We start from the raw sequence: 12569 nt of genomic DNA on the forward strand, positions 1-12569 counted from the left end.
ATGGACTAAAGACCCATCACCCATAAAATCGATGTGAGCCCTCCGGATGACGCCCCCCCGACCAAGAGGAGGAGCGGCCACCGAGCCCAGGCCAGGTGGCGTTAGCGAGCCGTCGGGGCTGGGGTTATCGCCACTGCCGGTTCGGATACGGGTGGTCGCGGCCCTGATGTGGCAGGGGAACGAGAAGTGACGCTGGGGAGCTTGGGCGGGCCGCATCGTGGAAGTTGCCGATCCGGCAACAGGATTTCGGCGACTGGCCAGGTCAGCGAGATGATCGGTGGTAGCGCCCGCGGAGCAGAAGGGGACGCGGAGCGGGGGACAAGAGCACTGCCGCTGGCAGAAGCGGGCACGCCATCTGGAGGGGACGCATGTCGCAGCACGTCGCAGAGATCACACATCGTTCGGTGTCCGTGCCGGGCGGCCGGATTCATGTCGCGGAGCAGGGGAGCGGGCCGCTGGTGCTGCTCGTCCACGGCTTCCCCGAGTCCTGGTACTCCTGGCGCCGCCAGCTCCCGGTGCTCGCGCAGGCCGGTTACCGGGCGGTCGCGCTCGACGTCCGCGGCTACGGCCGATCCTCCAAGCCGGCCGCGGAGGACAGCTATCGGATGCTCGCTCTGGTGGAGGACAATGTCGCGCTGGTGCGCGCCCTGGGTGAGGAGTCGGCAGTGATCATCGGCCATGACTGGGGCTCGAACATCGCGGCCACGTCCGCCCTGCTGCACCCCGAGGTCTTCCGCGCGGTGGGGCTGCTAAGTGTGCCCTACGCGCCGCCCGGCGGCCCCCGCCCCACCGGCCTCTTCGCTCAGATGGGCGGTGACCAGGAGTTCTACGTCTCCTATTTCCAGGAGCCGGGCCGCGCCGAGGCCGAGATGGAACCCGACGTGCGGGGCTGGCTCGCGGGCTTTTACGCGGCGCTGTCCGCCGAGACCATGTCCGGCCCCGATGCCCCCGACCCGCACTTCGTCAGCCCCGGCGCAACGCTGCGCGACCGGTTCCCCAGCGGCCGGCTGCCTTCCTGGCTCGCCGAGGACGACCTGGAGGTGTACGCAGGGGAGTTCGAACGCACCGGCATGACCGGCGCGCTCAACCGCTACCGCAACATGGACCGCGACTGGGAGGACCTCGCCGACTTCAACGACGCTCCCATCAAGCAGCCCTCCCTGTTCATCGGCGGCAGCCTGGACGCCTCCACGACCTGGATGGCCGACGCGATCAACGCCTACCCGGCCACCCTTCCCGGGCTGGTCTCCTCCCACCTCCTGGACGGCTGCGGCCACTGGATCCAGCAGGAACGTCCCGAGGAGGTCAACCAGCTCCTGACCGAATGGCTCACGGCCCTGCCCACCGAATAAAGGCCCCTCTGCCGCGCCCGCCCAGGCTCCCTGGCGCGACTTCTCGTTCGCTGCCACATCAGGGCTGTTGCTCCGGGGCAGCCTACGGGGCCTCGGTGTCTGTGAGGGTTTTGTGGACGATGCCGACGGAGACGTTGACTCCGGCGGCGGTGGTGCGGATGGATTCTCCGTGCTGGCGGCGGGCGAGGATGGCGGCGCGTTCGTCGTCGTCGACCACGGGGCGGCGGCCGCCGACGCGGCCGCGTTTGCGGGCGGCCTCCAGCCCGTTCATGGAGCAAGAAATCACCCACCTGCCTACTACTCGTGCCGCCTCCGGCAGCCCTGCCGGAGGCGGCGAGGTCGCATCACGCGACGGCGGTCCCCTCAAGCTCGACCATCAGGTCGGGGATCGCCAGCCGTGTCACCCCGAGCATCGTGGTGGACGGTGCCACCCCGGCGGCGCCCAACCGCGACGCCAGCGCGTCGTAGTGCTGGAAGAGCCGATCGACGTCGGTGGTGTAGACGTTGAGCCGGACGAGGTTCGCGAGGGACATGCCGGCCTCGCCGAGCACGGCCTCCAGGTTGTCGAGGCTCAGCGCCAACTGCGCCGCCATGTCACCGGCATGCTGGGGCTTGCCGTCGCCGCTCATCGCGGTCTGCCCGGCGCAGTACAGGGTCCGGGTGTGCCCGGAGACGATCTCACCCTGGTTGTACCCCATCTCCGCCGACCACGCCCACGGGTTGACCGCCGTTCGCTCCATTGCCACATCAGCTCCATTCGATTCGTCGACATTACGTATGTCCATCGGCTCGGTAGCCGCCATCTTTTTCGTCGTGTTGATCAGCCTCCCAGCGAATACACGACATCCTGTGTCGTGTATTTCTGTAGAGTTTTCGTGTGCGCGCCGACCGGTTGGTCTCGCTGGTTCTGCTGCTGCGGCAGCACGGTCGGCTGTCCGCGGCCGCGCTGGCCCGCGAGCTGGAGGTGTCCACCCGCACTGTGCTGCGCGATATCGAGGCGCTGTCCGCAGCCGGCGTCCCGGTCTACGCCGAACGCGGCCGGCACGGCGGTTTCGCGTTGTTGCCCGGTTTCCGGACCGAGCTCACCGGACTGAACCACGACGAGGCCCTTGCCCTGCTGGTCGCCGGATCGCGGCGCGGCGCGCAGGCATTCGGCCTCGGCTCGGCGCTCGCTTCGGCGATGCTCAAGGTGGTTGACGCGCTACCCGAAAGCTATCGGGACACCGCGGCCGGCGCGGCCGAGCGATTGCTCATCGACCCGGAGACAGACCTCCTCTCGCGTCGGCTGGTCGCTGAGGAGGTGCCTGACGCCATAGCGGCCGAGGTTCTGCGCGCGGTGTTCGCCGGACACAAGCTGCGCATCCACTATGCGGCTGTGGACCAGATCCCGAAGTGGCGCACGGTGGACCCGATCGGCCTGGTCACCGTACGCGACCGGGGCTACTTGTTGGCCATGAGGTCTGGCGCGGACCGCACCTACCGGCTGTCCCGGGTCTTGGCCGCCAAGGAACTCGCCGAACCCGCACAGCGACCAGACCGGGTCGATCTGGACCGGGCCTGGCAGGAACGCAGCACGCGGTTTCGGGCCGGCGGCGACCAAGTCACCGTGCTGGTACGAGTGGACCCGGCGCGGCGGGAGGACCTGGTGGGCACCGCGCTGGCCGTCCGCGCCGAAGAAGCCGACTCAGACGGCTGGCTGCGGCTGGAGGTGACCTTCCAAGATCCGAGGCACGCCGAATGGGCGCTGTGGCAGCTCACCACGGACGCGGAAGCCCTGGCCCCGCAGTGGTTGCGCAACTCCCTGCGTAACCGTGCCGCCGCGATCGCCACCCGCTACTCCGAATTCGGCGATCTCGGCTGTCAGTTCATCCCTTGGGAATAGGGTTGCGGCATGGCGCTGCAACTTGTTCAGGTGAATTTCAAAGCCCGGGACGACTCGGCGCTGGGCCGGTTCTGGGCGGAGGCGCTCGACTGGGGTGTTTCCAGCGAGGAGCCCGGTGCGACCAGCGTCAGGCCCGTGGGTTCCGCCTGGCCGGTCCCCGCCGCGGTCTGCGTCGATGTCATCGCCGTCCCGGACCCCGAAACGGTGAAAGACCGCGCGCACATCGAACTCGCCACCACCTCTGCGGCCCATCACGCGGAGTTGGTCGCGCGCCTGAAGGAGCTCGGCGCGACGCCTGCCGATGTGGGCCAGGGCGACCTCCCATGGACGGTTCTGGCCGACCCGGAGGGCAACGTGTTCTGCGTCCTGGAGCCTCGGGAGATCTACCGGGACACCGGGCCGATCGCCGCGGTGGTCGTCGACTGCGCGGACCCGCGGGCCATGGCACGGTTCTGGGGCGAGGCGATGGACTGGACCCTGCACGAGGTGACCGACGATCATGCGCTGCTGCGCTCCGCCAAGGGGGTCGGCCCGTATCTGGAGTTCCTCCGCACGCCCCACCTGAAGGGGATGTGGAAACGCGTCCATCTCGACCTGCTGCCCTACCCCGTTGACGGTCAGGCGGCGGAGGTGGGCCGGCTTGAGGCCCTCGGCGCGACGCTCGCCGACGTAGGCCAGGGCGACGTCCCGTGGAAGGTTCTGGCCGACCCGGAAGGCAACGAGTTCTGCGTCCTTGGCCCGGCCTGACGCGGAGCCTCCCCGCCTGCTCCGCCACGCCCACGCCACCGGACTCATCGGGACGCTGGATGAGGAGGAGTTCGCCCTGTCGGCGAACAAGACGGGAGCAACGCGCCTGGGATTCAGCGTGATGCTCAAGTACTTCGAGTTCGGGCAGGAGGCGTGCTGCCCGCGGCGGGAGGATGTGCCGCGGGCAGCGGTGAACTTCATGGCGGGGCAGGTAAAGGTCGGCCCGGAGTTGTTCGCCGACTATGACTTCAGCTCGCGGCAGGCGAAGAATCACCGGGGACGGATCCGGGAGTTTCACCGGTTCCGCAAGGTGACAGAGGCCTCGTGCAGCCGGCATGGTCATGACGGGCGACGACGTGGTGCTCATGGCGAGCGTCGCAACAGCAGGAGGCCGGCTAGTGGTGCTCGGTGGGGTGAGGCATCAGAGCGTCGTCATGGTTGTCCCACTCCTCGCCATCAGCGGGGTCAACGACCTGGAGCAGGATCTTCAACAGGTCCTGCGGCACGTCCCGCATGAGGTTGTGCCCGCTGTCCAGCGCGTACGTCCGCCACGAGGGGTCTTCACGCAACCGCCGGTAGAGGGGAGTGAACGGGGATTGGCCGTCCCATTTCGCGGCGTACACGTAGTCCCTGCGGCGGATATGCGCGAGGTCGCCGGTGAGCTGGAGCGGCTGGAGCAGCGAGGCCAGTGGGTGGGGCGTGGCCCGCGGGTCGAAGAAGGGCAGCGGCCGCACCGCGTAGCCGGTCTCCACCACGTCCATGTACCACCGCCGTTCCTGGTCGGAGACGAGGGTCCAGGAGGAGTCGCCGGGCCCCGGCACCATGGCGTCCAGGTACACCAGGGCATCCACCCGTTCGGGTTCGCGGTCGGCGACACCGGTGATCACCATCCCCCCGTAGCTGTGGCCGACCAGCACCGCATCCTGGATGTTTTCAGTGGCTAGCACACTGGTCACGTCCTGGATGTGCGTGTCGAGGTTCACTCCGCCGTGCAGCAGATGGCTGCGCTCGCTGAGCCCGGTCAGCGTCAGCGGGTAGACGGCATGCCCCTGCGCGCGAAGCTCGCCGGTGAGTTCCTGGAAGCACCAGCCGCCGTGGCACATTCCTGGGATGAGCACGAAGTTGCTCATGATCTTTCTCTCTTTCTCTTGTCGGATTTCGTGTCTGGTGGCTCGTGAGGCGCTGCTGGAGAGAACGTCGATCGGATGCGTGGTCTCTGTGTCGGGGGCGCCGATGTCAGGCGTACGTCTCAGCTGTGCGCCGCGCCGGGGCCGGGGCGCGCACGGCCTCCGGCGATGGCGATCGCGGAGGCCGCGGCGCACAGGATCGCGGTCCACGCCAGGGTGGCCTCGGTCGAGGTGTGATCGGCGACCACGCCGGCGATCCATGGCCCGGCGGTCTGCCCTGCCGCGAACACCGTGGTGAAGGCCGCCAGCGTGGCGGTCCAGTCGGCGGGTGGGACGTTGCCCTTGATGAGGGCGGTGATGGCGGCGGGGACGCCCATGAATGTCGCCCCGTAGATGATTGCGGAGGCGAGGATGACCGGTGGCGTGGGTGCTGCCAGTGCCAGCGCCGCTCCGCCGGCCAGGATGGCGAGCAGGGTGGCCAGTGCCCGGGTGGCGGGCCACTCGGTGGTGGGGCGGCTCCACAGCGCGGGCGCCGCAATGACGGCCAGGCCCAGCGCCGTCCAGGTGAGCACCACCTGGACGAGCGGGGCGTGTTGGTCGGCGAGGTAGGCGGACAGGAAAGTGATGTAGGTGATGTACCCGGCGGCGAACAGCAGGTAGGCCAGGGCGGCCCCCCACAGCGGGCGCACGCGGGCCCGGCCGGCCGCGGTGGTATGCGCGTCCTCGCCCGTGCTCGCCGCGCTCCAGCTCGCCACGGTCGCCAGTGCGGCAGCGACGGCCAGGCCGACCCAGGCCAGGCGCCAGTGCTCCGCTAGTGCGGGGATGCTCACACCGCTGACGACGATGCCCAGCCCAGTGCCGGCGAAGTACACGGTGATGGGCGCACCGGAGGCCGCGCGGGCGGCGACGCGCGAGGCGATCACGCCGCCCGCGACGAACACCACCGCTCCCGCCGCCCCGGCCGCGGCCCGCACGGCCAGCAGCGCCAGGTAGGCGTCGCTCGCCGCGGTGGCAGCCAGCGAAGCGGCCGTGAGTGCCATCCCGATGCGGAAAGCGGCGGCGGTGCCCCAGCGGCGCACGACCGCGGCGGTCACCAGCGCGCCGAGGAGGTACCCGAGCCCGTTGGCGGTGCTCATCGCTCCCGCCTCAGCCAGGGTCCAGCGCAGGTCCTCGCGCATGGCCGGCAGGAGCAGGCCGTAGGCGAAGCGTGCGAGCCCGAGTGCCGAGGCGGTGCCGAGCGCCAGCCGACCCGCCTGCCATACCGCCCAGGGCCCCGCCTTCAGCGCCGTCTGCGTCATCGGTCCCATCTCTCGGCGGCAGCATCGCCGCGAGGCGTCTTGTCCCGCGCGTCCGAGACGTTCCGGATTTGCGGTGAGGCGAAAAGGTCTGGCACGGCACTCCAAAGATCGAACCGATCGGTACGAACTCGGATACTAGCAGTAGAACGAACCGACCGGTACGATCTGTGGCATGCCAGTTCCCAAAGGCTCGACGATCGACCCGGAGCGCACCCGAGCGGCCATCCTCGAGACGGCCACCCGGGTGCTGTACGAGCGCGGCCTCGACGGCATCGGCGTTGCCGAGCTGTGCACCCGCATCGGGGTGTCCAAGGAGACGCTCTACCGGCACTTCGGCACCAAGGACGGCCTCGTGGAGGCCATGCTGCAAGCGCGCAGCGAGCGGGTGACGAACTGGCTGGCCGAAGCCGTCGCAGCCGCCGGGGACGCCCCCGGCGACCAACTCGCCGCGGTGTTCGACGCCCTCCAGCGGTGGTACGACGAGCCGGTCTTCCGTGGCTGCGCGATACTGAACGCGGCCGCCCAGCATCACGTCGACGCCGTACGCACTATCACCGCGCGCCACCTGGGCCGCTACCTCGAGCTTCTGACCGGCATCGCCGGCCGTGCCGGAGCCGTCGATCCGCCCCTCCTGGGACGACAACTGCTCATGCTGGTCGAGGGGGCGACCGTCGTCGCCGCGCATCACGACACAGCCGGCGCGGGCGAGGCCGCCCGCCAGGCCGCGCTCACCCTGCTGTCCGCCGCCGCTCGCACCGGCCTTCAGGACTGACGCACCGGATCGGCGGTCTGCGGTGACTCGGCACCCGGACCCACGAAATGACGGATGCGCAGGTCAGCAGCCCACCTTCCAAGCCGTGGATGATCCTCGAGGTGGCGCAGCCGGTAGTGGGCTTGAGCTATCAGGTGCTCGATGCCGTGGATGGCGGATGGCCCGTCGTCGGCGACGAGCTTGGTCGGCAGCGCGGTGAGGCGCCGCCGTTCGGGTGTGGTGAGGGCACCAGTGAGCCGGGCGTCGCGGTCGGCGACGGTGTGGCGCATGCCGTCCAGGGTGGTACGGCTCGCCTCGGTCAGGGACAGCGGGTAGGCGCGGCGGCTGGCCGGGTTGCGGGTGCGGATGACATGGCCCGCCTCCTGGAGCCGATCGGGCAGCCTGGCCAAGGGCGTGCGGTTGATGCCGAGCCGGTGGGCGAGATCCTGCTGTGAGGGGGCGTCCTCGTCGGCAGGGATGTCGAGCACCACGAACTCGCGCGACTATGGTCCGTCCTGCACGGCATGAGCGGTGAACGCGCGGCGCATCAGGTGGCCGGTGGTCGCATGCGGCGCGTCGTCGACGACGTTCCTCACCTGGCCGGGTACGAGCCTCACCTCCTGACGTGATGCCGGCCGCCAAATGGTTCTTTCAGTGACGGTTGCGATGATATTAGTTGGATAGTTGACGGTTGGGGCATGCAGCTCTAGAGTCCGACATGCAACTCATCGAAGGACATAGTGATCATGCATACTGTCGCCGTCATCGACTCCTGCCTCGCCTGCACAGAGACCGGGCAGGGGGAGTCGCCAGTGGTGTTCCCGCACGGCGGCCCCACCTCGTCCTGCCTTACGAGCTCACCGAGATCTTCACTCCGGCCGCAGGACAGCCGGGCCGCGCGCAAATCCATGTCGAGGCTCACCTCGCAGCTCGTCATCACCCGTCGTCCGAACATTTGGGCGCCGAATGAATCCCCCTGGAGTTAAGACCATGATCAAGCCGTTTCGCATCGACGTCCCCCAGGCCGACCTCGACGACCTGACCGACCGGCTCTCCCGCACCCGTTGGCCCAACGAGGTCGCCGACGCCGGGTGGGACTACGGCTTCCCGCTGGCGCGGCTCAAGGAACTGGCCGAATACTGGCGCACCGGCTACGACTGGCGCGAGCACGAGGCCAAGCTCAACGAGCTTCCGCACTTCACCACCGAGATCGACGGCCAGAACATCCACTTCGTCCACGTCCGGTCTTCGAAACCGGACGCGCTCGCGCTGATCCTCACCCACGGCTGGCCCGGTTCGTTCCTGGAGTTCCTCGACGTGATCGAGCCGCTGTCGCGCGACTTCCACCTGGTGATTCCGTCCATCCCGGGTTACGGCTTCTCCGGGCCGACCCACGAGCGCGGCTGGGGCATCGTCCGGGTCGCGCGGGCCTGGGCTGAGCTGATGCGCCGTCTCGGGTACGAGCGCTATGGCGCGCAGGGTGGCGACTTCGGCTCGGGCATCTCAACGGCGCTCGGCACGGTGGCACCCGAGCAGGTCGTCGGGGTGCACGTCAACTACCTGCCGACCGCGCCGGTCCCGGACGCCGACATTGAACTGTCCGAAACGGATGAAGCCCGGCTGGACAAGATCAGGCAGCTGATGGCGAATCGTCCGCCGTACCAGGCTCTGCAGGCCACCACCCCGCAGACCGTCGGCTACGCGCTGACCGACTCGCCGGTCGGCCAGCTGGCCTGGATCGCCGAGCGCTTCGCACAGTGGACGGACCCTCGCTCGCACATCAGCGACGAGCGGATGCTCACCGACATCTCGCTGTACTGGCTGACCGCCACCGCGGCTTCCTCGGCGCGGCTGCACCGCGAGGCTCCGCGGCGGATCGAGCCATGCCCGGTACCGGTCGGCGTGGCGGTGTTCGCGCACGACATCACGCAGTCGGTGCGACCGCTGGCCGAGCGGCTGTACGACATCAGGCACTGGTCGGAGTTCGAGCGCGGCGGCCACTTCGCCGCGATGGAGGTGCCAGAGCTGCTCGCCGAGGACGTCCGGGACTTCTTCCTTACCCACATCAAGTACGACTAGCGGGTCGCCACCCGCTAGGAGACTCCGACAAGCGGCCGGCCCGTCGCTCAGCTACCCGTCGGCGGCGTGATGTGGCGGAGAAAGGCCTCGGCGATGGTTCTGAGCCGGTCGGTGCGCCAGACCAGGGCGTAGTCGAACGTGGCATTGCCTCCCACGGGGATGCAGATCAAGCCGGGACGCGGGTAGAAGTTCGACGTTTGGGCGCCGACGAGGGCGACGCCGTGGCCCGAGGTGACGTAGGCGAGGATCTCTCGGAAACCGGGCAGGGAGACGGTGAGACGGTCGGGCAACCGAGCGGGCGGTGTTCGTGCTGCGCGAGGTGTTCGATCTGGACTACGACGAGATCGCCGAAGCCGTCGACAAGAGCCTGAACGCGGTACGCCAGATCGCCCACCGGGCGCGGGCACATGTCGCCGCCCGCCGACCCCGCGGCATCGCCTCCCCGGCCGAGACCCAAGCCGCGCTCCAGGCCTTCCAACGCGCGGTCGAAACCGGCGAGCTGCAGAGCCTGCTCGACGTCCTCGCACCGGACGTCGTCGCCCTGAGCGACGGCGGCGGAATCAAACATGCCCTGCTTCAGCCCATCGTGGGGGCCGGCACGGTGGCTCGCCTGCTGGCCGTCGGCTGGTGGAGGCGCGACGCAGAACGGTCGGTCGAGCTGGTACAGATCAAAGGCGTGGTGAAACACCGGGATCGCGCCGTCACCGGAGACCGCGATCCCGGCAGGCCGTCAGGGACTTCAAGTCTGTGCTGATCTCCGGGAGCGAGCGCAGCTGCTCCAAATCCTCCTCGGAGAACGTCTTCTCCGACAACGCATCACCCAACGTAGCGGCAGTGATCATCAACCCGCCGCAGGCGACCAGATGCCTCCGTTGCCGCAGGTCGGAGGCTACTTTGTTGGAAATTTCCGCATTGCCACTGGGATCCTGCGGGGCTTGCGCCTTCACTATTCAGTGTTACTATGTACTAGTAGTCAGTATAATTGAGTAGCCGAAGGATGGTCCATGGGCAAGCAGGTGACGGAGATGCTCAAAGGAACGCTGGAGGGCATCGTCCTGGCGATCCTGTCCGGCCGGCCCGCGTACGGCTACGAGATCACGGCGTGGCTGCGGGATCAGGGCTTCTCCGACATCGCCGAGGGCACGGTCTACGCGCTACTGGTCAGGGTCGAGCGGCGCGGCCTCGTCGACGTGGAGAAGGTCCCGTCCGAGAAGGGGCCGCCGCGCAAGGTGTATTCCCTGAACGCGCGCGGACGGGAGTATCTCGAAGAGTTCTGGAGGACCTGGAGCTTCCTCACGGAACGGCTCGAACAGCTCCGCGAAGGAGGTAAGTAGACATGGCCACAGAGCCGGCCGAGCCGAAGAGGCGCTACCTGCAGTACCTGGAGGTGGTCACCGGGCCGCTCGAGGACAAGAGGCGCTGGCGGCAGTACAAGGCGCGGATCAGAGCGCTTCCCGAGAACTATCGCACGGCAGTCGAAGCGCTGGAGCGGTACCTGATGCACTTCGGGCCGGGGGACGGCGCCGACGCGGCTTCGATGTTCGAAGACCTTGCCGATCTGTTCGAGCAGAGCGCGGCGGATGGAACCCCGATCCGCGAGATCTTCGGGGAGGACCCCGTGGAGTTCGTCGAGGCGTTTGTGCAGAACTACTCCGTGGGGCGGTACATCAGCCGGGAGCGGGCACGGTTCACCAGCGCCATCGAGCGCGCCGCCGGCGAAGACACCGGAAGAGAAGAAAGGACCGTCTGATGACGACACGGCAAGCCCAGGCGATCCATGTGCAGGGTCTGGAGAAGTCGTACAAGGAGCTGCGGGTGCTGCGCGGCGTGGACTTCGACGTGGCGCGGGGCAGCATCTTCGCCCTGCTCGGCTCGAACGGGGCGGGCAAGACCACGGTCGTGAGAATCCTGTCCACGCTGCTCAAGGCGGACGCGGGGACGGCCGGCGTCAACGGCTTCGATGTCGCCACGCAGGCTGCGGACGTGCGGGAGTCCATCAGCCTCACCGGACAGTTCGCCGCCGTCGATGAGATTCTCAGCGGGCGGGAGAACCTCGTGCTGGTCGCCCGGCTGCGGCACCTCAAGGATCCCGGCAGGATCGCCGATGACCTGCTGAGACGTTTCTCGCTGACCGACGCGGGCGCGCGCAGGGTGTCGACGTATTCGGGCGGCATGCGCCGCCGCCTGGACATCGCGATGAGCCTCATCGGCAATCCGCCGGTCATCTTCCTCGACGAGCCGACGACCGGCCTGGACCCCCAGGCGCGCATCGAGGTGTGGCAGGCCGTCAGGGAACTCGCCGAGCACGGTACGACGGTGCTGCTCACGACGCAGTATCTGGACGAGGCCGAACACCTCGCCGACCGGATCGCGATCCTGCACGAGGGCCGGATCATCGTGAACGGCACCCTGGCCGAGCTCAAGCGGCTGCTGCCGCCCGCCAAGGTCGAATACGTCGAGAAGCAGCCGACCCTCGAGGACGTCTTCCTCACCCTCGTCGGCGCCGGCCATGACCGCGGCGTCGGCACGGACGCGTAAGGAACAGCGATGACCAAGCATTTCTTCGGCGACACCGCCGTCCTGCTGGGACGATCCCTGCGCCACATCACGCGCAGCGTGGACACCATCGTCACGACCGCGATCACGCCGATCGCCATGCTGCTGTTGTTCGTCTACGTGTTCGGCGGCGCGATCAACACGGGGCCGGTTTCGTATGTGAACTACCTGCTGCCCGGCATTCTGCTCATCACGGTTGCCTCGGGCATCGCCTACACCGCCTTCCGGCTGTTCCTGGACATGAAGAGCGGCATTTTCGAGCGCTTGCAGTCCATGCCGATCGCACGGTCGTCCGTGCTGTGGGCGCACGTGCTGACCTCGCTGGTCGCCAACCTGATCTCGCTCGTGGTCGTCGTGCTCGTCGCCCTGCTCATGGGTTTCCGCTCGGGGGCGGGAGTGCCGGCGTGGCTCGCGGTCGCCGGCATGCTGATCCTGTTCACCCTGGCGTTGACGTGGCTCGCCGTCATCGCCGGTCTGTCCGCGAAGTCCGTGGACGGCGCGAGCGCGTTCTCCTACCCGCTCATCTTCCTGCCCTTCCTCAGCTCGGCATTCGTGCCCACCGACACCATGCCCGGCCCGGTGCGCGCCTTCGCCGAGCACCAGCCGGTGACCTCCATCGTCAACGCCATCCGCGACCTGTACACCCAGCAGCCGGTCGGCACCGACATCTGGATCGCCCTGGCCTGGTGTGCCGGCATCCTCATCGTCGCCTACGCCTTCGCCATGAACACCTACCGCCGCAAGATCTCCTAGGGCCGTGTTGATCGAGTCTTTCTT

Annotated in this window: 16 protein-coding genes and 1 pseudogene; 11 read left to right on the plus strand and 6 right to left on the minus strand. The window is 68.4% G+C overall.

The features are described 5' to 3' along the window. Positions 1-368 precede the first annotated feature (368 nt). Positions 369-1352 carry an alpha/beta fold hydrolase gene (locus ABT061_RS37315; RefSeq protein WP_350927031.1) on the plus strand — a complete coding sequence of 328 codons (984 nt, stop codon included), beginning with the start codon at positions 369-371 and terminating at the stop codon, positions 1350-1352. Between the two features lie 82 nt (positions 1353-1434). On the opposite strand, the gene ABT061_RS37320 is transcribed toward ABT061_RS37315, so the two are convergent. Both ABT061_RS37320 and ABT061_RS37325 read right to left on the minus strand, forming a co-directional pair. Beyond that, positions 1435-1623 carry a hypothetical protein gene (locus ABT061_RS37320; protein ID WP_350927033.1) on the minus strand — a complete coding sequence of 63 codons (189 nt, stop codon included), beginning with the start codon at positions 1621-1623 and terminating at the stop codon, positions 1435-1437. 73 nt (positions 1624-1696) lie between these two features. Continuing rightward, positions 1697-2092 carry a RidA family protein gene (locus tag ABT061_RS37325; RefSeq protein WP_350927132.1) on the minus strand — a complete coding sequence of 132 codons (396 nt, stop codon included), beginning with the start codon at positions 2090-2092 and terminating at the stop codon, positions 1697-1699. Between the two features lie 137 nt (positions 2093-2229). Here ABT061_RS37325 and ABT061_RS37330 point away from each other — a divergent pair, with 137 nt between their 5' ends. From ABT061_RS37330 to ABT061_RS37340, 3 genes and pseudogenes are all read left to right on the plus strand, one after another. Beyond that, positions 2230-3234, plus strand: coding sequence for a helix-turn-helix transcriptional regulator (locus ABT061_RS37330; RefSeq protein ID WP_350927035.1), 1005 nt, complete (start codon positions 2230-2232; stop codon positions 3232-3234). A gap of 9 nt (positions 3235-3243) precedes the next feature. Next, a complete protein-coding gene (locus ABT061_RS37335) occupies positions 3244-3981 on the plus strand; it encodes a VOC family protein (protein WP_350927037.1) in 738 nt (245 codons plus the stop codon). Further along, positions 3968-4294: pseudogene (locus ABT061_RS37340) on the plus strand (DUF4158 domain-containing protein); the annotation flags it as partial. The gene ABT061_RS37335 and the pseudogene ABT061_RS37340, both read left to right, overlap by 14 nt. A gap of 82 nt (positions 4295-4376) precedes the next feature. Here the strand turns inward: ABT061_RS37340 and ABT061_RS37345 are convergent. Both ABT061_RS37345 and ABT061_RS37350 read right to left on the minus strand, forming a co-directional pair. Beyond that, the gene (locus ABT061_RS37345; protein WP_350927039.1) at positions 4377-5111 is read right to left on the minus strand and encodes an alpha/beta fold hydrolase; all 735 of its coding nucleotides are present in this window, start codon (positions 5109-5111) and stop codon (positions 4377-4379) included. A 119-nt stretch (positions 5112-5230) separates the two neighbouring features. Beyond that, entirely contained in the window at positions 5231-6406 is a 1176-nt protein-coding gene (locus ABT061_RS37350; RefSeq protein ID WP_350927041.1) for a YbfB/YjiJ family MFS transporter, read from the minus strand. A 172-nt stretch (positions 6407-6578) separates the two neighbouring features. Here ABT061_RS37350 and ABT061_RS37355 point away from each other — a divergent pair, with 172 nt between their 5' ends. Then, the gene (locus ABT061_RS37355) at positions 6579-7178 is read left to right on the plus strand and encodes a TetR/AcrR family transcriptional regulator (protein WP_350927043.1); all 600 of its coding nucleotides are present in this window, start codon (positions 6579-6581) and stop codon (positions 7176-7178) included. Here ABT061_RS37355 and ABT061_RS37360 read toward each other — a convergent pair. Next, the gene (locus tag ABT061_RS37360) at positions 7169-7645 is read right to left on the minus strand and encodes a MarR family winged helix-turn-helix transcriptional regulator (protein ID WP_350927045.1); all 477 of its coding nucleotides are present in this window, start codon (positions 7643-7645) and stop codon (positions 7169-7171) included. The genes ABT061_RS37355 and ABT061_RS37360 overlap by 10 nt on opposite strands. Before the next feature lie 502 nt (positions 7646-8147). Here ABT061_RS37360 and ABT061_RS37365 point away from each other — a divergent pair. After that, a complete protein-coding gene (locus ABT061_RS37365; RefSeq protein ID WP_350927047.1) occupies positions 8148-9236 on the plus strand; it encodes an epoxide hydrolase family protein in 1089 nt (362 codons plus the stop codon). 47 nt (positions 9237-9283) lie between these two features. Here ABT061_RS37365 and ABT061_RS37370 read toward each other — a convergent pair whose 3' ends face one another. Beyond that, positions 9284-9526 (minus strand): LysR substrate-binding domain-containing protein, encoded by a 243-nt coding sequence (locus tag ABT061_RS37370; protein ID WP_350927049.1) that lies wholly within the window; start codon positions 9524-9526, stop codon positions 9284-9286. Between the two features lie 11 nt (positions 9527-9537). Here ABT061_RS37370 and ABT061_RS37375 point away from each other — a divergent pair, with 11 nt between their 5' ends. The 5 genes from ABT061_RS37375 to ABT061_RS37395 all read left to right on the plus strand — a co-directional run bounded on the left by ABT061_RS37375 (position 9538) and on the right by ABT061_RS37395 (position 12545). Next, positions 9538-9990, plus strand: a complete 453-nt coding sequence (locus ABT061_RS37375; protein ID WP_350927051.1) for a sigma factor-like helix-turn-helix DNA-binding protein — start codon at positions 9538-9540, stop codon at positions 9988-9990. A gap of 250 nt (positions 9991-10240) precedes the next feature. After that, the gene (locus ABT061_RS37380; protein ID WP_350927053.1) at positions 10241-10570 is read left to right on the plus strand and encodes a PadR family transcriptional regulator; all 330 of its coding nucleotides are present in this window, start codon (positions 10241-10243) and stop codon (positions 10568-10570) included. Between the two features lie 2 nt (positions 10571-10572). Continuing rightward, positions 10573-10986 (plus strand): DUF1048 domain-containing protein, encoded by a 414-nt coding sequence (locus ABT061_RS37385; RefSeq protein WP_350927055.1) that lies wholly within the window; start codon positions 10573-10575, stop codon positions 10984-10986. Beyond that, positions 10986-11774: an ABC transporter ATP-binding protein gene (locus ABT061_RS37390; RefSeq protein WP_350927057.1), complete on the plus strand. Its 789-nt coding sequence runs from the start codon at positions 10986-10988 to the stop codon at positions 11772-11774. Before ABT061_RS37385 ends, ABT061_RS37390 begins: the two co-directional genes overlap by 1 nt. Positions 11775-11783: 9 nt before the next feature. Then, a complete protein-coding gene (locus ABT061_RS37395) occupies positions 11784-12545 on the plus strand; it encodes an ABC transporter permease (protein WP_350927059.1) in 762 nt (253 codons plus the stop codon). Positions 12546-12569: the final 24 nt, after the last annotated feature.

It is taken from the genome of Streptosporangium sp. NPDC002544 (genome assembly GCF_040295965.1).
In the GTDB taxonomy this organism is placed as follows: Bacteria; Actinomycetota; Actinomycetes; order Streptosporangiales; family Streptosporangiaceae; genus Streptosporangium.

What these genes read in the sequence shown, in the direction of transcription:
- ABT061_RS37315 (WP_350927031.1), top strand. Translation starts at nt 369, where the DNA reads ATGTCGCAGCACGTCGCAGAGATCACACATCGTTCGGTGTCCGTGCCG.
- ABT061_RS37320 (WP_350927033.1), bottom strand. Translation starts at nt 1,623, where the DNA reads ATGAACGGGCTGGAGGCCGCCCGCAAACGCGGCCGCGTCGGCGGCCGC.
- ABT061_RS37325 (WP_350927132.1), bottom strand. Translation starts at nt 2,092, where the DNA reads ATGGAGCGAACGGCGGTCAACCCGTGGGCGTGGTCGGCGGAGATGGGG.
- ABT061_RS37335 (WP_350927037.1), top strand. Translation starts at nt 3,244, where the DNA reads ATGGCGCTGCAACTTGTTCAGGTGAATTTCAAAGCCCGGGACGACTCG.
- ABT061_RS37345 (WP_350927039.1), bottom strand. Translation starts at nt 5,111, where the DNA reads ATGAGCAACTTCGTGCTCATCCCAGGAATGTGCCACGGCGGCTGGTGC.
- ABT061_RS37350 (WP_350927041.1), bottom strand. Translation starts at nt 6,406, where the DNA reads ATGACGCAGACGGCGCTGAAGGCGGGGCCCTGGGCGGTATGGCAGGCG.
- ABT061_RS37355 (WP_350927043.1), top strand. Translation starts at nt 6,579, where the DNA reads ATGCCAGTTCCCAAAGGCTCGACGATCGACCCGGAGCGCACCCGAGCG.
- ABT061_RS37365 (WP_350927047.1), top strand. Translation starts at nt 8,148, where the DNA reads ATGATCAAGCCGTTTCGCATCGACGTCCCCCAGGCCGACCTCGACGAC.
- ABT061_RS37380 (WP_350927053.1), top strand. Translation starts at nt 10,241, where the DNA reads ATGGGCAAGCAGGTGACGGAGATGCTCAAAGGAACGCTGGAGGGCATC.
- ABT061_RS37385 (WP_350927055.1), top strand. Translation starts at nt 10,573, where the DNA reads ATGGCCACAGAGCCGGCCGAGCCGAAGAGGCGCTACCTGCAGTACCTG.
- ABT061_RS37390 (WP_350927057.1), top strand. Translation starts at nt 10,986, where the DNA reads ATGACGACACGGCAAGCCCAGGCGATCCATGTGCAGGGTCTGGAGAAG.
- ABT061_RS37395 (WP_350927059.1), top strand. Translation starts at nt 11,784, where the DNA reads ATGACCAAGCATTTCTTCGGCGACACCGCCGTCCTGCTGGGACGATCC.